Consider the following 18,945-nt stretch of genomic DNA (forward strand, 5'->3'; position numbering starts at 1 on the left):
CGCCGCGCGTCCGGGGACGGAGCGGGGGGCCCTCCGGCCGATGCCGGTCGTGCGGTGGGCCGCGGTGGCGGGAATCGCGCTGGCGGCGGCCAATTGCGCCGGGCCGACGCCCAAGAACCTGGCGGCGCGCAGCGGCAGCCGCGAGATCGATCCGAAATACGGCGTCGCCGCGAGCCCGCGGCTCTACGGCGAGAACGACAAGATCCCGAAGGGCGGCGGCCGGCAGATGACCGGCAAGCCCTACATGGTCGCCGGCCGCACCTACGTGCCGCGCCAGGATGCCCGCGGCTACGTGCGCGAGGGCCTGGCCTCCTGGTACGGCACCGCCTTCCACGGCCGGATGACCGCCAACGGCGAGATCTTCGACCGCTTCTCGGTCGCCGCCGCGCACCCGACGCTGCCGCTGCCGAGCTATGCCCGGGTCACCAACATGGCGAACGGCCACTCGATGGTGGTGCGGGTCAACGACCGCGGGCCCTACCACGCCGACCGGCTGATGGACGTCTCGCAGGCGGTGGCCGAGGCCCTCGATTTCCGCCGCCGCGGCACCACCAAGGTCCGGGTCGAGTATGTCGGCAAGGCCTCGGTCGGCGGCAGCGACGACCGCAAGCTGATGGCCACCTTGCGCACCGACGGCACGCCGGCCGGCTCGCCGATGGGCGCCAACATCATGGTGGCGGATGCCGGCCAGGATGCCGCCGACGACGCGAAGCCGTTCGCGTTCCGCCGGCCCGAGCCGGAGGCCGTGCGGCCGATCGTCGAGAAGCCGCGGGTGATCGCCCCGGTGCAGGTCGCCGATGCCGAGCCGGAGATCCGCCGCCCGGCGCCCGTCCGCGCCGCCCCGGTCCGGGTCGCCGAGGCGGTACCGCCGCTCAAGGCACCGGTCCACCTGCCCGGCGCGGCTGCGGTCCGCATGGCCGCCGTCGAGGGCCTGAACCCGGGCCTCGCTGCGCCCCGCGCCGCGAAGCCGTCCGTGGCGCCCGCCGCCTCCGCCCGCAAAGCCGCGCCCCCAAGCCAACCCGTTCCGAGCCAACCCCTTCCGAGCCGGGCCCTCGCCTTCGCGGGCCATCCGGCGCCGGACCGCGCCTCGCTCGCCCAGGCGATGCACGCTGCCGCGATGCCGGCCAAGGCCGCGCGGACGACCGTCGTTGCGAAGGGCGCCCCGCCGCCGATCGCGCCGCCCCTGCGGCTCGCCGGCGCGCAGAAGGGCGACCGGGAGGACGCGAAGGAGACCGGCCGCAAGCCCGGCATGACGTCCCGCTCGAAGGTGGCGGGGATGTATTGAGGGTGGGCACGGCCCTCGGGCGAGGGATGCCGGAGACCTCCGGCGTCCCATCCGCGGCCTCATCCTGAGGTCGTGGATGGATGGACGGGTCGAGGCGATCCGCCGGCCAGATCCGACACCCGCGACGGTTCCCGTTCCGCACTGCGGCACAGGCGCGGTTGCGCGTCCTCGAGCGGAGCGGCAAAGTGCGGCAGGTCTCCCGGTTGGCCGGGGTTTCGAGCGATACGGGCAAGGTGGCAGGTTCATGCGTGTGACAGCGACCACCGGAGCGGGCAGGGCGCGCGCGCGCCGCGCCGCCGCCTTCGCCCTGGCAGCCCTCCTCGGGGCCGCCGTCGCGGTCTCCGATGCACGGGCGCAGTCGTCCCAGAATCCCGCCTTCCAGACCCTTGCGCCGCACGCGATCCTGATCGACGCCGATACCGGCGCGATCCTGTTCGAGAAGGGCGCCGACGAGCAGTTCTCGCCCGCCAGCATGGCCAAGCTGATGACCGTCGAAGTGCTCTTCGACGAGATGCGCAAGGGCAAGCTCGGCCCCGACACCGAGTTCACCATCAGCGAGAACGCCTGGCGGCGCGGCGGCGCCGGGGGCGGCGGCTCGTCGATGTTCGCCCAGCTCAACAGCAAGGTGAAGCTGCCCGACCTCCTGCGCGGCATCGTCGTGCAGTCCGGCAACGACGCGGCGATCGCGGCGGCCGAGGGCGTCGCCGGCACCGAGGACAACTTCGCCCAGATCATGAACCGGCACGCCAAGGAGATCGGGCTCGATCGCTCGACCTTCCGCAACGCCACCGGCTACTCGGCGCCCGACCAGAAGGTGACGGCCCGGGACATGTCGAAGCTCGCCATCCACCTGATCGAGACCTATCCCGAACAGTACAAGCTGTTCGCCGAGCGCGAGTTCACCTGGAACAAGATCCGCCAGCAGAACCGCAACCCGCTCCTCACCCTCGACATCGGCGCCGACGGGCTGAAGACCGGCTACCTCGAGGAATCCGGCTACGGCCTGACCGGCTCGGCGGTGCAGAACGGCCAGCGCCTGGTCCTGGTGGTGAGCGGCCTCAAGACCGCCCGCGACCGCGCCGCGGAATCGCGCAAGCTCCTCGAATGGGGGTTCCGCGCCTTCGAGGCGCGCCAGATCTTCAATGCCGGCGAGACCGTGGCCGAGGCCGAGACCTACGGCGCCGAGAAGGGCCGGGTGGCGCTGGTGACGAAGAAGCCGGTGCGGCTCATGCTGCCGCGGGGCAACGGCGACCGGCTGGTGGCTCGCGCCACCTACCAGGGCCCGCTCACCGCGCCGGTGGAGGAGGGGCGCGAGGTCGGCCGGCTCAAGGTCACCCGCGGCGAGCAGGTGGTGCTCGACATGCCGCTCTACACCGCCGAAGCCGTGCCGGCCGGCACCATGACCCAGCGCGCCCTCGACGCGGCGCTCGAGGTCGGCACCGGCTGGTTCCGCCAGGCCCTCAGCCGGATCACCAGCAAGTCGTGACCGGCGCGCCCATCGCGACGGAGAGGGAAGAATCCTTGCGTCCCGGCTGCTTCATCACCTTCGAGGGCGGCGAGGGCGCCGGCAAGTCGACCCAGATCGCGAAGCTCGCCGCCTGGCTGCGCGCCGGCGCGGAAGGCCGTGAGGTGGTGACCACCCGCGAGCCCGGCGGCTCGCCCCGGGCCGAGCGGATCCGCGCCGCGGTGCTGGCCGGCGCGGGCAAGCCCTACGGCCCCTTCGCCGAGGCGCTGATGTTCGCCGCCGCCCGCCTCGACCACCTCGCCACCCTGATCCGCCCGAGCCTCGCCCGCGGCGCCGTGGTCCTGTGCGACCGCTTCAGCGACTCGACCCGGGCCTACCAGGGCGCCGCGGGCGGGGTCGATGCCGAAACGCTGGCCGCCCTGGAGCGCGTGGTGGTCGGCGCGACCCGGCCGGACCTGACCCTGATCCTCGACCTGCCGCCGGAGGCCGGCCTCGCCCGCGCCCGCCAGCGCGACCGTGCCGCCGCCCGCGGGCCCGACCGGTTCGAGGCCGAGGCCCTGGGCTTCCACCAGCGCCTGCGGGCGGCCTTCCTCGCCATCGCCGAGGCCGAGCCGGCCCGCTGCGCGGTGATCGACGCGCGCGGGACGCCCGAGAGCGTCGCCCAGGCGATCCGCGATGCCGTCGCCGCCCGGCTGCCGCACCTCGCCCGCGGAGCCGCCGATGCCGCCTGAGAGGGGTGACGACGAGCTCGAGATCGGCGAGATCCCGGGCGTCCCGCGCCCGCGCGAGCGGCAGGACCTCCTCGGCCAGGAGGCGGCCGAGCGCGCCTTCCGCGAGGCGATCGGCGCCGGGCGGCTGCACCATGCCTGGCTGCTGGGCGGGCCGAAGGGCATCGGCAAGGCGACGCTCGCCTTCCGGGTCGCCCGCCACCTGCTCGCCTGCGGCGATCGCGCGGGCACGCCCGAGACCCTGGCGCTGCCCCCCGGCCACACCGTGGCGCGCCAGGTCGCCGGCCTGGCGCATCCGAACCTCGTGCTGCTGCGCCGCCAGAAGGCGCCGGGATCCAAGACGATCCCGACCCAGATCGGCGTCGACGCCGCGCGGCGCGCCCTCCACCTCTTCTCGGCGACCTCGGCGGATGCGGGCTACCGGATCTGCATCGTCGACTGCGCCGACGAGCTGAACCTCGCCAGCGCCAACGCGCTCCTGAAGGTGATCGAGGAGCCGCCGCCGCGCTCGCTGTTCCTGATCGTCAGCCACGCCCCCGGCCGCCTGCTGCCGACGATCCGCTCGCGCTGCCGCCGCCTCTCCCTGAAGCCGCTCCCGACCGGGATCGTGGCCCAGGTGCTGCGCAGCCTCGGGGGCCCGCAGGCCGGGCATCCGCCGGCGCTGATCGAGCGGGCGGCGGACCTCAGCGAAGGCTCGGTCGCCCGCGCCCTCGACCTTCTCGACCCCGACACCCTCGCGGTGGTCGACGAGGTCGAGGCGCTGTTGGGCCAGGGCGACCGGCCGGACTGGCGCCGGGCCCTGCGGCTCGCCGAGCGCCTCGCCGGCCGCGACGCCGACGGGCTCTACGCCGCCGCCCTCGACACGGTGCAGCGGCGGCTCGCCGCCGAGATCGAGCAGCGCCCCAACGAGCCGCCGGCCCGCCTCGCGGCGCTGGCCGACGCCGCCGAGCGCGCCGCCAGGGCCGCCCGGGAGGCGCAGGTCTACAATCTCGACCGGCGGCCGGTCGTGCTGTCGCTGTTCGGCGCCTGATCCCCCATGCGCGTCTTCCCGCTCTCCGACCTGCATCTCGAGCGCCGGCCCCTCGCGGCCGTGCCGGTCCCGACGCAAGGCTTCGACCTGATGGTCTGCGCCGGCGACGTCTGGGAGGGCGAGCCGGAGCGGGGCCTCGCCGCCCTGCTGGAGCTTGCCGGCGAACGGCCGGTGGTGCTGGTGCCGGGCAACCACGAACGCTACGCGCCCACGGGCGATCCCCGCACCGCCCCGGCGCTGCTGGCGGCGCTCCGGGCCGGGGTGGCGGCGGTCAACCGGGAGGCCGCCCGCGAGCGGGTGGTGCTGCTCGAAGGCGGCGGGACCCGCGTCGTCGACGGCGTGCGCTTCGTCGGCGCGACCCTGTGGAGCGACTGGCAGCTCGCCGGGCGCTGGCTGTCGCCAGGCACGCCCGACCGCCCCGAGGACCCGGTGGCCTTCGCCGCCGCCCGCATGACCGACCCGGCGACCGGCTCGCGCGAGTACCGGGCGATCCGCCTCGGCGACGGCACGCCCTGGACGCCGCAGGCCGCGATGGCGGCCCACGCCGCCGACCGGGCGGCGATGATGGCGGCGCTCGCCCGGCCGCATCCGGGCCCGACCGTCGCGGTCACCCACCACCCGCCGATTCCCGACGCCGCCGACCGGTACCGCGATGCCCCCGGCGTGCCCTGGTGGGTGCCGGCCTTCTACGCCACCACCCTGCTCGCCGACCTGCCGGCAGCGCACCGGCCGGCCCTGTGGGTCTCGGGCCATTTCCACGCCGGCCACGACATGGCGCTCCACGGCACGCGCTGCCTGTCCAACCCCGTCGAGGGCCGGACCTTCGCGCCGGGGTTGGTGGCGGAGGTCGCCGTCTGACGGTCCGTCCCGAATTGTCGCCGGGCCCGAGGTCCCGGAGTTCTGGGCTTGGCCTCGAATCCCCGCATCGACAATGCGAGATGGATCGACGGCCCCGTCGATCTCGGGCTTGCCCGAGATCGAACGGATGAATCTGGGGCTTGCCCGAGATCGAATGGATGGATCCCGGGCCTGCCCGGGATCGAAGCGATGCGTCGGCATCCTGGGCCGCTGGCACGACAGGCGGCGGAAGCCGGCCGAACACGTTTCGACCATCGGACCACGGTACGGGTTGGCCGTCCGCCGCCGCGCCCCATCCTGATCCCGCGGCGGAGGATACGGGTCATGAACGGCTTCCTGGCGGTGGTGCTGATCTGCGCGGCGACGGTCCCGGTGCAGGATTGCGAGGAGGCGACCGCCACCGACGTGTTCAAGACCCGGGTCGCGAGCGAGATCGGCTGCGCCACCGGCTGGCAGGAGATCATCGCCCGCTCGGAGGTCCGCGAAGGGGTGGGGCGGACGGCCTACCTGAAGACGCAGTGCAGGCGGGTGAAGCCGGTCCCGGGAGGACGGGTCGACCCCGCCCGCGGGAACTGACCGAGCGTCCTCGTCGCGCGGACCGTCGGTTGCATTGTCCCGACAGCGAGAACGTCTTGCTGGCGGCCTAATCACGATGTCCTAGTCTTGCGCATTTCGACTAGCCCACCCCGTCTTTAGGCCATCATAAAGAACAAAAATGCCTCACTGCACTTGATCCATGAGCGCGCCGCATGGCGCAGAACAAGGCCGCAATGAGTCCGGAAGGGCGCTCCATGAAGGTCGGGCAGGCCGCTCTTATCGCCGGCATCCTGTCGTTCGGACTCGCGGCCGGGACGATCCACCTGACGAGCGACGGGCGCGATATCGCGGCGGTCTGGCCGGCCAACGCCGTCCTCCTGGCCGTCCTCCTGATCGTCTCCCCGGCCGTCCCGCCCGATCGCCGTCCCGGCGCATGGGCGGCCGTGCTCGCGGCCGGGTACGTCGCGAACGTGGCGGCGAACATGCTGACGCGCGGGCTCAGCGCCGGCCCGTTCCTCCTCGGCGTCTGCAACCTCGTGGAGATCTGCGTCGCCGCCCACCTGCTGCGGCCCGCCTCGAACGGCGAGGGCCTGCTGGGCGCGCGCCGGGTCGTCGGGCGCTTCATCCTGGTCTGCGGGCTCGCGGCCCCGGCGATCAGCGGGCTCGGCGGCGCGGCGACGGCCTGGGCCCTGTTCGGGCAGGATCTGGGCCGGGCCTTCGCCGCCTGGGTCGCGAGCGACAGCCTGGGCCTCCTGATCTTCACGCCGTTCTTCTTCGCCCTCCTGCGCGGCGATTACGGGCGATGCCTCTCGAACAAGGACTGGCGCCAGCGCGCGGAGGCCGCCGGCCTGCAGATGCTGACGGCGGCCGCCGCCTGCGGGGTGTTCTTCGTCGCCGCGCGGCCGCTGCTGTTCGCGCTGTTCGGGCCGGTGATGCTGGCGACCTTCCGGGTCGGGCGGCTGGGCGCGGAGGCGTCGGTGATGATCGTCGCGGTGGTCGGCACGGTCGCGACCCTGCGCGGCCAGGGCCCGATCGCGATGGTCACGCCGGATCCCCGCGAGCAGGCCCTGCTGTTCCAGGCCTTCCTGGCCGGCCTGCTGCTGACCTGCCTGCCGGTGGCCGCGGCTCTCACCGCCCGGGAGGAGGCGCTCGCCGCCCTGGCGCGGAGCGCCGAGGCCCTGCGGGTGCAGGGGGCCGAGCTGGCGCACCGGGCCGCCATCGACGACCTGACCGGGGCGCTCAACCGCGCGGCGTTCCGCGAATGCTCGCTCCTGGCGATGCGCAACGCGGCGGGGCAGGGCCCGGACGGGCCGCCGCTGAGCCTGATCGCCATCGACCTCGACCTGTTCAAGGCGGTCAACGACCGGCACGGCCACCGGGCGGGGGACCGGGCGCTGGTCCACCTCGTCGCGATCCTGCGCGCGGGCCTGCGCGGGCCCGACGCGATCGGGCGCGTCGGCGGCGACGAGTTCCTGGTCCTGCTCCCCGGGACCGACCTCGACCGGGCGGGGGCGATCGCGGCGCGCCTGCGCGAGGCCTTGCGCCGCACGCCGCTGACCCTCGACGACGGCACCGTCCTCACCCTCTCGATGTCCTGCGGCGCCGCGTCGTACCGGGACGGGATGGGCTTCGAGGATTTCGTGCATGCGGCCGACACGGCGCTGTACCGGGCGAAGCGCGCAGGACGGGAGGTGGCGCAGTCCGCGTGATCGTCAGCGGTCGTGCTTGATGTAGGCGAAGCGCGGGTCGCTCGGCGTGCCCTCGAGCGCACCGCCCTCCAGCCCGGGCTGCCAGCCGACCACCTCCTCGATCTTGCGGGCCAGGGCGAAGTCCTTCTCGGTCAGGCCCTTGGCCGAGTGGGTGGTGAGCCGCACCTCGACCCAGGCATAGGAGGCGGTGAGGTCCGGGTGGTGCCAGGCCGCCTCGGCGAGGTGGCCGACGGCGTTGATCACCATCAGGGTGCCCTTCCAGCTGTTCGTCCGGTAGGTGCGGGTGATCCAGCCGTCGGACTCCTTCCAGGCCGGCAGATCGGCGAGGCGCGCGGCGATCGTGTCGGAGTCGAGAACCTGGTCTTTCGGCATGTCGTCATCGTCCCGACGAGAGTACAAGTGACCGCGGCGGCGGACCCGCCCAGGGTGCGGCCTCCGAGCCCCGCGCGCAAGCGGTGGACGCCGCCGCCCGCGCTGCCTACCTCTCCGGGGGAACGGCCGGCGACACGGTCGGGGACAGGAGGAGGGGCCCCATGCTCTCACGGCGCGGATTGATGGCGGCGGCCGGGCTGTGGCCGATCGCGCTCCGTGCGGCCGAGGCGCAGCCGGCCTCCCCGCCGACCGCGACCCTCAAGGTCGGGCTCCTGCCCTTCGGCACCGTCTCGTGGGAGGCGGCGGTGATCAAGGCGGAGGGGATCGACGCGGCGGAAGGGCTGTCCCTCGACGGCGTGCGCCTCGCCGGCAGCGACGCCGCCCGCATCGCGTTCCAGGGCGGCCAGGTCGACACCATCGTGTCCGACCTGCTCTGGGCCGCGCGCCTGCGCGCCGAGGGCCGGGCGGTGAAGTTCCTGCCCTACTCCTCGACCGAGGGCGCCCTGATGGTGCCCGGAGGAAGCGCCCTGCGCTCCGTCTCGGATCTCGCCGGCAAGCGCATCGGCGTGGCGGGAGGACCGCTCGACAAGAACTGGCTGCTGCTGCGGGCCCGCGCCCGCGAGAAGGACGGACTCGACCTGGAGCGCGAGGCGCAGCCGGTCTTCGGCGCGCCGCCGCTGCTGATGCGCAAGCTCGAATCCGGCGAGCTCGACGCCGCGCTCCTGTACTGGACCTTCTGCGCCCGGCTCGAGGCGCGGGGCTTCCGCCGCCTGATCGGCGCCGACGGCATCGCCGAGGCCTTCGGGGTCGAAGGCCCGATCGCGCTCCTCGGCTACGTCTTCGACGAGGCCCTGCTGCAGCGCCAGCCCCACACCGTCGCGGGCTTCGCCCGCGCCTCGGCCCGGGCCAAGCAGGCGCTCGCCGGCGGCGAGGCGGCCTGGGCGCCCGTGCGCCCGCTGATGGCGGCGGAGGACGAGGCGACCTACGCCACCCTCAAGCGCGCCTTCGTGGAGGGCATCCCGCGCCGGACGGCCTCCGCCGAGCGCACGGACGCCGAGCGCCTCTACGCGGTGCTGGCGCGGCTCGGCGGCGAGCGGCTGGTCGGGGCCGCCACGACCCTGCCGGAGGGGCTGTACTGGGATGGCGGGCCGAATGGCTGAGCGGCGTCCGATCGCCTGATGGCCCTCCTCGCCCGCCTCGGATCGCTCGTCCTGCTGCTGGCCTGCTGGTGGCTGGCGAGCCGCGTCACCGATCCCCGCACACTGCCGTCGCCGGAGGCGGTGGCGGCGTTCGTGGTGCGGGAGGCGGCCTCGGGCGACCTGTTGCGCAACATCGGCATCACGCTGTGGCGGGTCGCGGCCTCGTTCTGCCTCGCCATGGCGACCGGGGCGGTGCTCGGCATCGCGCTGGGCCGCTCGCGGGCCGCCGACCGGTTCCTCGACACGCCGCTCCTCGTGCTGCTCAACACCCCGGCGCTCGTCATCACGGTGCTCGCCTATATCTGGCTCGGCCTGACCGAGACCGCGGCGATCCTGGCGGTCGCCCTCAACAAGATGCCGAACGTCGCGGTGATCCTGCGCGAGGGTGCCCGCGGGCTCGATCCGGGCCTGGAGGAGATGGCGGAGGCCTTCCGGTACGATCGCCGCACCTGGATCCGCCACGTGCTCATCCCCCAGCTCGAGCCCTTCGCGGTGGCGGCGGCGCGCTCCGGCATCTCGCTCGCCTGGAAGATCGTGCTGGTGGTCGAGCTGCTCGGGCGGCCGAACGGCGTCGGCTACGCGATCTCGTACTATTTCCAGCTCTTCGACGTCGCGGCGCTGATCGGCTACAGCCTCGTGTTCAGCGCCGTGATGCTGGCGGTCGACGCCCTGCTGCTCCGCCCCCTCGATGCCCGTGCCCGCCGATGGCGCTGACCATGCCCGGCGCCGACCTCCGCCGCGAGGCGGCCGCCCCGATCCTCACCCTGACGGTGCGCCGCAAGGTCTACCGCCCGGAAAGGTCCGAGCCGGTCGAGGCGGTGCGCGACCTCGTCGTCTCGGTCCGGGCCGGCGAGACCCTGTGCCTGATCGGCCCCTCGGGAGCGGGCAAGACCACGACCCTGCGCATCCTGCTCGGCCTCGACCGCGACTTCGAGGGCAGCCTGACCGCCGATTCCGGCCTTCGCATCGGCATGGTGTTCCAGGAGCCGCGGCTCCTGCCCTGGCGGACCGTCGAGGAGAACGTGCGGCTCTCGCTGCCGCGGGGCGAGCGCGGGCAATCCCTCGACGCGCTGTTCGAGGAGCTGGGCCTGACGGCCTGGCGCGGGCGCTATCCCCGGGCGCTCTCGCTCGGCATGGCCCGCCGGGTGGCGCTCGCCCGCGCCCTGGCGCTCGCGCCGCGCCTCCTCGTCCTCGACGAGCCCTTCGTCTCCCTCGACGACGCGGCGGCGGCGTCCCTGCGGGCCGCCGTGTTCGGCAGCGCGGCCTCCCGCGGCGCGGCAGTGCTGATGGTGACCCACAACGTGCCGGAGGCCCTGGCGGCGGCCGACCGGCTGCTGCTGCTCTCCGGCCGGCCGGCGAGCCTGGTGGCCGCGGTGCCGATCCCGACGCCGAAGGAGGAGCGCGGCCGCGACTGGGCGGAGGCGATGCGGCGGGACCTCGCGGCCCGATACCCTGGAACGATCGCCGAGGGCTGACCACGCGGAGGATGTGCCGCCTTGACGATCGGTTCGTGCCGGCGAGCCGGGTAGGTGCCTGCCGGCCTCTGCGCGCCGCTGAACTTCGTCATCCCCTTTCCGAAGCTCATCCACTCTCGGCTGCACGCGGAAGGGGCGGCTCCAGCGAAGGCGAAGCTCTTCGTCAAGCACGGCTTCCATCGGAATGCGCCGACAGAACCGGCCCAAGCCCTGTGGCGACACGCCAAGCCGGAGCATTCCATGCCCGCTCGGGTCGTTCCCTTCGGGCTGAACCTCGTCTTCGAAGGGCCGATCCGGACACCGAACGGAACCGAGCCCTCCATCCTGTCGGCCTGGCACGTCCCCGCCGGCAATCCGCGGCACAGTGCCAGATTGGTGACGGCGTATCCGTCCTGAACCGGCATATCGGACAGGATCGCGCAGCACGGAGCCATGCCCTCGCGGAGCGGGGCGTTCACCTCGCAGAGCGGGGCAGTGGGTTGCATTCCGGTCGCTCCTCGGGCGCCGGGCCGGCTGCTACAGCGAAGGGAAATCCAAAGACATCGAGGAAACCGCCCGTGACCCGCCCGATGCCCGCCGACGGGCTCGATTCCGCCGCCGCCTGGCGCCGCCTCGTCGTCTCCGTGCTGCTGACCACCATCGGGGGCGTCGGCATGTGGTCGGTGGTGGTGGTGCTGCCCGCCGTGCAGGCGGAGTTCGGGGCTGCCCGGGGTGCGGCCGCCTTGCCCTACACCCTGACCATGGTCGGCTTCGCCTTCGGGGGCGTGCTGATGGGCCGGCTCGGCGACCGGTTCGGCATCCTGACGCCGCTGGTCCTCGGCGGCATCTGCCTGTTCTTCGGCTACGGCGCCACCGCGCTCGCGACCAGCCTGTGGCAGTTCGCCCTGGCGCACGGGATCCTGATCGGGCTGCTCGGCTCCTCCGCCGCCTTCGGGCCCTTGATGGCCGACATCTCGCTGTGGTTCGCCCGCCGGCGCGGCATCGCGGTCTCGATCTGCGCCGCGGGCAACTACCTCGCCGGCACCCTCTGGCCGCCGCTGGTCCAGCACGCGGTGTCGACCTACGGCTGGCGCCCGACGCAAGCCGGCATCGGGCTGTTCTGCCTCGCCACCATGCTGCCCCTCGCCCTCCTGATGCGCCGGCGTCCGCCGGTCGCGGCCTCGGAGCGGGGCGGGACGGCGGGGGCGGGCGGCACGCTGGGGCTGCCGCCGAACGTTCTCCAGGGCCTGCTCGTGGTCGCGGGGCTCGCCTGCTGCGTCGCGATGTCGATGCCGCAGGTCCACATCGTCGCCTATTGCGGCGACCTCGGCTACGGCGTCGCCCGCGGCGCCGAGATGCTGTCCCTGATGCTCGGCTTCGGCATCGTCAGCCGGGTCGCCTCCGGCTTCCTCGCCGACCGGATCGGCGGGCTGCCGACGCTCCTCGTCGGCTCGGTGCTCCAGGGCGTCGCGCTCCTGCTCTACCTCGCCTTCGACGGGCTGACCTCGCTCTACGTGATCTCGGCCCTGTTCGGCCTGTTCCAGGGCGGCATCGTGCCGGCCTATGCGATCATCGTGCGCGAGCTGTTTCCGGCGAGCGAGGCCGGCGGCCGGGTCGGGGTGGTCATCATGGCGACCCTGTTCGGCATGGCGCTCGGCGGCTGGCTCTCGGGCGTGATCTTCGATCTCAGCGGCTCCTACGCGGCGGCCTTCGCCAACGGCATCGGCTGGAACCTGCTCAACGTCGCCATCTCGCTCTGGCTGGTGCAGCGCCGGGCCGGGCAGGGGCGGCCGGCGCTCGCCTGAGCGGGAGCGAGATCAGACGAAGTCGAGGTCCGGTTCCTCTGTCCGACCGTGCGGAAGGAACCGGCCCGCATTTCGCTCGTTCGAAGTCCATTGCGGCTCACGCGACAATCGGCGCCAATCCAGGACCGATTCGGCTCGGCCGCTCCGGCAATCCCGCGCCGCGGTGCGATGTGTCACCGTGGCGTCGCCTCCGCGTGTTTACCGTTTTTCCAGCGGAGACGCCGGGACGGCGCAACTCTTCGGGCGCTGGCGACTTATCCATGGCAAGAGAGAGCGGTCCAGAGCTACCTCGCCGGACAATGCCGCTCGGCATCCAACCGATGGGATCATTCACCATGCGTGCGCGTCCCTGCGCCCGACTGCCCCTGTTCGCCCTCCTGGCCGCCCTGGCCACGGCCGGTGCCCCGCTCGTCGCGAGCGCCGCGCCCGCGGTCGACAAGGCGCCGAAGGCCGGACCCGGCACCACCCGCGACGTCGCCGCGACGTCGAGCGTCGCCACCCCCGCCGAGGCGGACGACGCCCAGTGCTCCACCTCCCGCAAGAAGCTCTTCGTCGACGGCGAGGGCTGGATCGTGCGCCGGGTGACGACCTGCCGGTGATCGCCGCGGCGGGATGACGGCAGCACGGTTTCTTCGGGGGCCCGTCTCGGTGAGGCGGGCCTTTTGCGTTGGATTTCCCGTTCGGTGCCGGCTGCGATTTTGCGCGGTGGTCCTGACATCCTCCGCCTCGTCCTGGGGCCGCGCAGCGAAGCCCGGAGCGACGCAGGGGGACGAGACCTCCCCAGTCCGATCGGAAAATCCTGAAGCAGCCACGAGAAAGGCGCCCGCAGCTTCCGCCGCGGGCGCCTTTCTCAGATCGCACCATCCTCGCTCAGTGCGCGGCGGTATCCCGCTCGTCGAAGATGTCCCGATCCTTGGTCTCGGGCACCAGCAGCAGGCCGAGCACGAAGGTCATCAGGGCGATGACGATCGGGTACCAGAGGCCGTAATAGATGTCGCCGGTCTGGGCCACCATGGCGAAGGCGGTGGCCGGCAAGAGGCCGCCGAACCAGCCGTTGCCGATATGGTAGGGCAGGGACATCGAGGTGTAGCGGATCCGGGTCGGGAACAGCTCGACCAGGGCCGCGGCGATCGGGCCGTAGACCATCGTGACGAAGAGCACGAGGACGAAGAGCAGCCCGATCACGCCGGCCACCTGCGGGCGGAAGATGTCGAACGGGTTCGCCATCTTGACGACCTGGGCGTCGCCGGCCTTCGGGTAGCCCGCCGCCTGGAGCGCGGCCGCCGCCGCCTTGTTGAACTCCGCCGCCGGGGCCCCGGCCGCGAACGGAACGTCGGTGCCGTTGATCCGCACCACCGTCGGCTGGCCGGCGGGCGCGGCCTCGGTGGAGTAGCGCACCGAGGACTTGGCGAGGTAGTCGCGGGCGAGGTCGCAGGGCGCCGAGAAGACCCGCGTACCGACGGGGTTGAACAGGCTGCCGCACTGGGCCGGATCGGCCACCACGGTCACCTTGACGTTTTCGATCGCCTTCTCGAGGGCGGGGTTGGCGAGCGTGGTGATCTGCTTGAACACCGGGAAGAAGCTCAAGGCCGCGATCAGGCAGCCGGCCAGGATGATCGGCTTGCGGCCGATCTTGTCCGAGAGCCAGCCGAACACCACGAAGAAGCCGGTGCCCAAGAGCAGCGCCCAGGCGATCAGGAGGTTGGCGGTGTAGCCGTCGACCTTCAGGATCGATTGCAGGAAGAACAAGGCGTAGAACTGGCCCGTGTACCAGACCACGCCCTGGCCGGCGACGAGGCCGAGCAGCGCGATCAAGGCGATCTTGGCGTTGCGCCACTGGCCGAAGGCCTCGGTGAGGGGCGCCTTCGAGGTCTTGCCCTCGTCCTTCATGCGCTGGAAGGCCGGGGACTCGCTGAGCTGGAGGCGGATCCAGAGCGAGATGCCGAGCAGCAGCACCGAGACCAGGAACGGGATGCGCCAGCCCCATTCGGCGAAGGCGGCCTCGCCGGTGAAGGAGCGCACCGCCAGGATCACCACCAGCGACAGGAACAGGCCGAGCGTCGCCGTGGTCTGGATCCAGCTGGTGTAGAAGCCGCGCCGGCCCTGCGGCGCGTGCTCGGCGACGTAGGTCGCGGCCCCGCCGTACTCGCCGCCGAGGGCCAGGCCTTGCGCGAGGCGCAGCACGATCAGGATGATCGGCGCCGCGATGCCGATCTGCGCGGCGTTGGGCAGGATGCCGACGATGAAGGTCGACAGGCCCATGATCAGGATGGTGACCAGGAAGGTGTACTTGCGTCCGACGATGTCGCCGACGCGCCCGAACACCAGGGCGCCGAACGGCCGCACCAGGAAGCCCGCCGCGAAGGCGAGCAGCGCGAAGATGTCCCGGGTCGCCGGCGGGTAGGACGAGAAGAACTGCGCGCCGATGATGCCGGCGAGCGAGCCGTAGAGGTAGAAGTCGTACCACTCGAACACGGTGCCGAGGGAGGAGGCCAGGATGACCTTCTTCTCCTCCCGCGTCATCGGGCGCGCGGCATCGCCGCTTTGCCCGAGGGCGGCTGAGCTTGCCATGGGTGTGTTCCTCCTTGGGGGAGCGTTTCCGTAAGGGACGGCACGCGTCGACCGCGCGGATCTTCGCCGCGTCGGGGACGTCGCGTTGGGGTGAACCGGGTGGCGGCGCGTTTTACGCCGGGCGGGGGGATGGGAACCGCCCGCTCGCGCGTGATCCGCCGCTGACGCGAATCGTTAAGCCAGCCGTGCCGTCCGGCCCATCCGACAATTCGTCGTGAGACTTAGGTCGTGAGACTTCCGTCGGAGGCAGCCGTGTGCTGCGGCACGACGGCGGCATACCGCGCGGTCATCACATGCAGCGTCACGAAAGAAAAATTAATCCGGCCTAGGCCGATTCCACTCCAGGTCGCGAGATTTATCATGAGTGGTTGAATTTTATTGACAGAATTATTTGAAAATTTCCCGAAAAAATTTTCACTTTTGAAAAAAATGATTTTGAATGGATTTGCATCGGCAGTCGCGCTGACCGTACTCGGAATTTTTGATGCATTGGGGCATTATGCCGGCTTGGTTGGTGTAGCGCTGTTCACGGCGAACTTCGTCATGATGATTTGCTATGGACAACGGAGCGCGCGAACGAGACGGCGGTGAAAGTACCCCGCGGGGCGACGGTTGGCGCGACGGCAGCAACTTGAGGCGCGAGGTACAGATCCCCGCTCCTTGACCGGTCGATGGTGCGATCCGCGAGAATTCGTCCATCCGTACTCTGCCACGGCTGGCGCGGCTCCCCCGCGGGAACGAGGATGGCGCCCCGGGATTGATCCTCGAGCGAGTACCGGGAGCCGGGAAGACAAGCCATGCGTCGCGACCTGATCGTCCTCACCCTTGCCGGCACCCTGGTGGGCGCCAGCGCCGAGGCGCAGCCGCTGCGCGGCGCGGGACAGGCGGGTACTCAGGGCACCGTGGGGCAGGCCGGGCGCCTTCAGTTCCAGCCGGTCCGGGGCGGCCGTGCCGCCATCTACGATGTCCGCGGCCGTCACGGTCGGGGCGGATTGGTCCATAGCCGGCGCTTCGCGGCCTATGGCGGCACCACCGTCGCGGCCCCGCTCGGCCTCTACGGCGCGGGCGGCGCGCTGGAGCCCGGCCTCGTCGCCGAGCCCTCTTTCAAGTTGCCGCGGCCGAGCGAGCTGGTGCCCTCCGCCTGGGGCGAGGGCACCTACGGCATCCCGACCGTCGCCGGCATCCCGCCCCAGCCGAAGGCCGATCCGGTGCTCTACGTCATCAACGGCGGCGAGCGGTCGGTCGGCGGCGCGCGGGTGGTGCCGGTCGAGGCGCCGCGGCGCTGAGCCCCGCGATCTCGGATCGCCGCGACCTTAGCCCGCAGGAACCGTGACGGGATGGCGCCGACGCGCGCAAGCTCGGGCGCTCGCCTGCGCGGGTGCGATTTGTTATGCCAACCGGGTGATGCCGACCTCGCCCCCCGCGCCGCCGACGCCGCGACCCAGGATCCGCTCCCGGCGCGGATGCAAGGCCGCATGAACGCGCAGGCGACGACGCGGGCCGGGCTTCCGGCCGCCGATCCGGCGGAGGAGGCGGCCTCCTTGCGCCGCGAGGTCGCGGCCCTGCGCCGGGCGCTGGCCGAGCGCGACGCCTTCCTGGCCGGCGTGGCGCACGAATTGCGCAACCCGATGACCCCGATCCTCGGCCAGGTCGAGCGCCTGCAGGGTGCCGCCGAGCGCGACGATCCGGAGGGCCGGGTGGCGCAGGGGCTGGCGCAGCTGCGCTGGCTCGTCGAGCGCTACGTGCGCCGGGCGACGACCCTCCTCGACGTCTCCCGGGCCCAGACCGGGCAGCTCGCCCTGCTCGCCGCCCCCGTGCCCCTCGCCGAGGTGGTGGCCGAGGTCGTGGATGCCCTTGCCCCGATGGCGGCCCATGCGGGCAGCACGGTCACCGTGACGGTGCCGGAGGACCTGGTCCTGTCCTGCGAGCGTCTCGCCCTCGACCAGATCCTCGACAACCTGATCACCAACGCGATCAAGTACGGCGACGGCGGCGCGATCGTCGTCTCGGGGTTCCGCGAGGCCGGGGCGGCGCGGATCCGGGTGAGCGACCAGGGCATCGGCATCCCGCCGGCGGACCAGGCCCGCATCTTCGAGCGATTCGAGCGCGCGGTGGCCGATCCCGGGACGGCGCCGACGGGCTTCGGGGTCGGCCTGTGGCTGGTGCGCCGCCTCGCCGAGGCGATGGGCGGCGCGGTCGCGGTCGAGAGCAGCCCTGGCGAAGGCGCGACCTTCACGGTAACCCTGCCTCTCCACGACCAGAGCGCCGCCCGATCGCCCGGCGATCGGACGGCCCTCTAGATCTTTGATTGTGCCGCATTTTCTTCGACGAGCCGGTCTCCGCCCCGTCGGAAGATGCTCCAGACGAGACAGCGACCGAGCATGCGGATGACGGGGGCGGGACCGAGCAGGGGGCAGTCCGGGGCCTATGGCGGACTGGAGCGGGTCCCGACCGGGATCGCCGGCCTCGACGAGATCCTCGGCGGCGGGCTGTTTCGCGGCGGCGTCTACATCGTCCAGGGCACGCCGGGCTCCGGGAAAACCATCTTCGGCAACCAGGCCTGCTACACGCATGCAGGCTCCCTTGCGGGCTCCCTTGGAGACTCCCTGGCCGGCGCCTCGCCCGGGCACCGGGCGCTCTACGTCACGCTGCTGGCCGAGAGCCATGCGCGGATGCTCGGCCACATCGCGCCGCTCGGCTTCTTCGACCCCGCGCTGATCCCCGACCGGATCACGTATCTCAGCGCCTTCCGCACCCTGCAGGACGAGGGGCTGGCCGGCCTCCTGACCCTGTTGCGCCGCGAGACGGCCGCCCGCGAGGCGAGCCTGCTCGTCCTCGACGGCCTGGTGGCGGCGGAGGAGACGGCCGCCTCGACCCTCGAGTTCAAGACCTTCATCCACGAATTGCAGACCCAGGCCGCCGCCACCGGTGCCACCGTGCTCCTCCTCACCAGCGCCTCGGCCGGGGCCGACATGGTGGCGGCCGAGCACACGATGGTGGACGGGCTGATCGCCCTGTCGAGCCGGCTCACCGGGTGGCGGGCCGAGCGCGAACTGGAGGTGCGCAAGTTCCGCGGCAGCGGCTTCCTGCGCGGGCGCCACGCCTTCCGCATCACCGACGACGGGGTCCGGGTGTTCCCGCGCATCGAGGCGCGCTTGCGGCTGCCGAGCCGGCGCGACCACGTCGAGGGCCCCCCGCTGACCACGGGGATCGCCGCCCTCGACGCGATGCTGGGCGGCGGCCTGCCGCACCATTCGACCACCCTGGTCGGCGGCCCGGCCGGCATCGGCAAGACGACGCTCGGCCTGCAGTTCCTCGGCGCCGACCCGGCGGCGCCGGGCCTGCTATGCGGCTTCTACGAGAGCGAGGCCGCGATCCTCGCCAAGGCCCGCGCCCTGCGGCTGCCGGTCGCCGGCCTGATCGAGGACGGCCGGGTCGCGGTGACCTGGCAACCGGCGACCGAGGGGCTGATCGACGAGATCTGCGCCGGTCTCCTCGACGCGATCCGGAACCGGGGGGTCCGGCGCGTGTTCATCGACGGTCTGGACGCGATGTGCCGGATCGCCGGGGATCAGGACCGGATCGTCCGCATCTTCGCCGCTCTCACGGCCGAGCTGAGGGCGTTGGGCGTGACCGCGATGTACACCCGGGAGACCGATCTGCGCGGCACCTTCCTCGATGATGCGCCCTCCGGCGGCCCGTCCCTGAGACAGACCTCCAGCGTCGCCGAGAACGTGGTGCTGATGCGGTCCTGCGCCCTGCGCTCCGGCTTCCACCGCCTGATCGCCGTCGCCAAGGCCCGGGATTCCCGCATCGACCCGCGCCTGCGCGCCTTCGATATCGGAGCCGGCGGCCTGGCGGTCGACGACGGCCCGGACCGGGCCGAGGCGCTCCTGGCCGACCGCGACCTCACGCGAAGCGGCGGGGAATAG

At 72.5% G+C, this 18,945-nt stretch carries 18 protein-coding genes; 16 read left to right on the forward strand and 2 right to left on the reverse strand.

Annotated features, from left to right (window positions below; genetic code table 11):
- Positions 1 to 40: 40 nt before the first annotated feature.
- The 7 genes from G4G93_RS11770 (at position 41) to G4G93_RS11800 (ending at position 7,612) form a co-directional block, all read left to right on the forward strand.
- Positions 41 to 1,285 (forward strand): septal ring lytic transglycosylase RlpA family protein, encoded by a 1,245-nt coding sequence (locus G4G93_RS11770; protein ID WP_246736709.1) that lies wholly within the window; start codon positions 41 to 43, stop codon positions 1,283 to 1,285.
- Positions 1,286 to 1,529: 244 nt separating this feature from the next.
- Positions 1,530 to 2,771: a D-alanyl-D-alanine carboxypeptidase family protein gene (locus G4G93_RS11775; RefSeq protein ID WP_165084415.1), complete on the forward strand. Its 1,242-nt coding sequence runs from the start codon at positions 1,530 to 1,532 to the stop codon at positions 2,769 to 2,771.
- Positions 2,768 to 3,481, forward strand: a complete 714-nt coding sequence (gene tmk, locus G4G93_RS11780; RefSeq protein WP_312891912.1) for a dTMP kinase — start codon at positions 2,768 to 2,770, stop codon at positions 3,479 to 3,481. The genes G4G93_RS11775 and tmk overlap by 4 nt, the downstream gene beginning before the upstream one ends.
- A complete protein-coding gene (locus G4G93_RS11785; RefSeq protein ID WP_165084417.1) occupies positions 3,471 to 4,508 on the forward strand; it encodes a DNA polymerase III subunit delta' in 1,038 nt (345 codons plus the stop codon). Before tmk ends, G4G93_RS11785 begins: the two co-directional genes overlap by 11 nt.
- A gap of 6 nt (positions 4,509 to 4,514) precedes the next feature.
- Positions 4,515 to 5,366, forward strand: a complete 852-nt coding sequence (locus G4G93_RS11790; protein WP_165084419.1) for a metallophosphoesterase — start codon at positions 4,515 to 4,517, stop codon at positions 5,364 to 5,366.
- A gap of 324 nt (positions 5,367 to 5,690) precedes the next feature.
- Positions 5,691 to 5,942 carry a hypothetical protein gene (locus G4G93_RS11795; protein WP_165084421.1) on the forward strand — a complete coding sequence of 84 codons (252 nt, stop codon included), beginning with the start codon at positions 5,691 to 5,693 and terminating at the stop codon, positions 5,940 to 5,942.
- A 173-nt stretch (positions 5,943 to 6,115) separates the two neighbouring features.
- Positions 6,116 to 7,612 (forward strand): GGDEF domain-containing protein, encoded by a 1,497-nt coding sequence (locus G4G93_RS11800; protein WP_206289714.1) that lies wholly within the window; start codon positions 6,116 to 6,118, stop codon positions 7,610 to 7,612.
- A 3-nt stretch (positions 7,613 to 7,615) separates the two neighbouring features.
- On the opposite strand, the gene G4G93_RS11805 is transcribed toward G4G93_RS11800, so the two are convergent.
- On the reverse strand, positions 7,616 to 7,984 hold the full coding sequence (locus tag G4G93_RS11805; protein ID WP_165084423.1) for a 4a-hydroxytetrahydrobiopterin dehydratase: 369 nt from the start codon (positions 7,982 to 7,984) through the stop codon (positions 7,616 to 7,618).
- Positions 7,985 to 8,145: 161 nt separating this feature from the next.
- Here G4G93_RS11805 and G4G93_RS11810 point away from each other — a divergent pair, with 161 nt between their 5' ends.
- From G4G93_RS11810 to G4G93_RS11835, 6 genes are all read left to right on the forward strand, one after another.
- Positions 8,146 to 9,144 carry an ABC transporter substrate-binding protein gene (locus G4G93_RS11810; RefSeq protein WP_165084425.1) on the forward strand — a complete coding sequence of 333 codons (999 nt, stop codon included), beginning with the start codon at positions 8,146 to 8,148 and terminating at the stop codon, positions 9,142 to 9,144.
- An 18-nt stretch (positions 9,145 to 9,162) separates the two neighbouring features.
- Positions 9,163 to 9,897, forward strand: coding sequence for an ABC transporter permease (locus tag G4G93_RS11815; RefSeq protein WP_165084427.1), 735 nt, complete (start codon positions 9,163 to 9,165; stop codon positions 9,895 to 9,897).
- Positions 9,888 to 10,658 carry an ATP-binding cassette domain-containing protein gene (locus tag G4G93_RS11820; protein ID WP_246736710.1) on the forward strand — a complete coding sequence of 257 codons (771 nt, stop codon included), beginning with the start codon at positions 9,888 to 9,890 and terminating at the stop codon, positions 10,656 to 10,658. Before G4G93_RS11815 ends, G4G93_RS11820 begins: the two co-directional genes overlap by 10 nt.
- A 54-nt stretch (positions 10,659 to 10,712) precedes the next feature.
- Complete coding sequence (locus G4G93_RS11825) at positions 10,713 to 11,054, forward strand: DUF6883 domain-containing protein (protein ID WP_165084429.1); 342 nt, start codon at positions 10,713 to 10,715, stop codon at positions 11,052 to 11,054.
- 173 nt (positions 11,055 to 11,227) lie between these two features.
- Positions 11,228 to 12,442 carry an MFS transporter gene (locus tag G4G93_RS11830; RefSeq protein WP_165084811.1) on the forward strand — a complete coding sequence of 405 codons (1,215 nt, stop codon included), beginning with the start codon at positions 11,228 to 11,230 and terminating at the stop codon, positions 12,440 to 12,442.
- Between the two features lie 335 nt (positions 12,443 to 12,777).
- The gene (locus G4G93_RS11835; protein ID WP_165084431.1) at positions 12,778 to 13,041 is read left to right on the forward strand and encodes a hypothetical protein; all 264 of its coding nucleotides are present in this window, start codon (positions 12,778 to 12,780) and stop codon (positions 13,039 to 13,041) included.
- A 271-nt stretch (positions 13,042 to 13,312) separates the two neighbouring features.
- Here G4G93_RS11835 and G4G93_RS11840 read toward each other — a convergent pair whose 3' ends face one another.
- Entirely contained in the window at positions 13,313 to 14,965 is a 1,653-nt protein-coding gene (locus G4G93_RS11840) for an MFS transporter (protein WP_165084813.1), read from the reverse strand.
- Positions 14,966 to 15,810: 845 nt separating this feature from the next.
- On the opposite strand from G4G93_RS11840, the gene G4G93_RS11845 reads away from it, so the two are divergent.
- The 3 genes from G4G93_RS11845 (at position 15,811) to G4G93_RS11855 (ending at position 18,945) form a co-directional block, all read left to right on the forward strand.
- A complete protein-coding gene (locus G4G93_RS11845) occupies positions 15,811 to 16,299 on the forward strand; it encodes a hypothetical protein (protein WP_165084433.1) in 489 nt (162 codons plus the stop codon).
- A gap of 189 nt (positions 16,300 to 16,488) precedes the next feature.
- Positions 16,489 to 17,313, forward strand: coding sequence for a sensor histidine kinase (locus G4G93_RS11850; protein ID WP_246736711.1), 825 nt, complete (start codon positions 16,489 to 16,491; stop codon positions 17,311 to 17,313).
- Between the two features lie 87 nt (positions 17,314 to 17,400).
- A complete protein-coding gene (locus tag G4G93_RS11855) occupies positions 17,401 to 18,945 on the forward strand; it encodes an ATPase domain-containing protein (protein ID WP_165084438.1) in 1,545 nt (514 codons plus the stop codon).

Origin of the sequence: Methylobacterium sp. DB0501 (assembly GCF_011043735.1) — a bacterium.
Classification (GTDB): Bacteria; Pseudomonadota; Alphaproteobacteria; order Rhizobiales; family Beijerinckiaceae; genus Methylobacterium; species Methylobacterium alsaeris.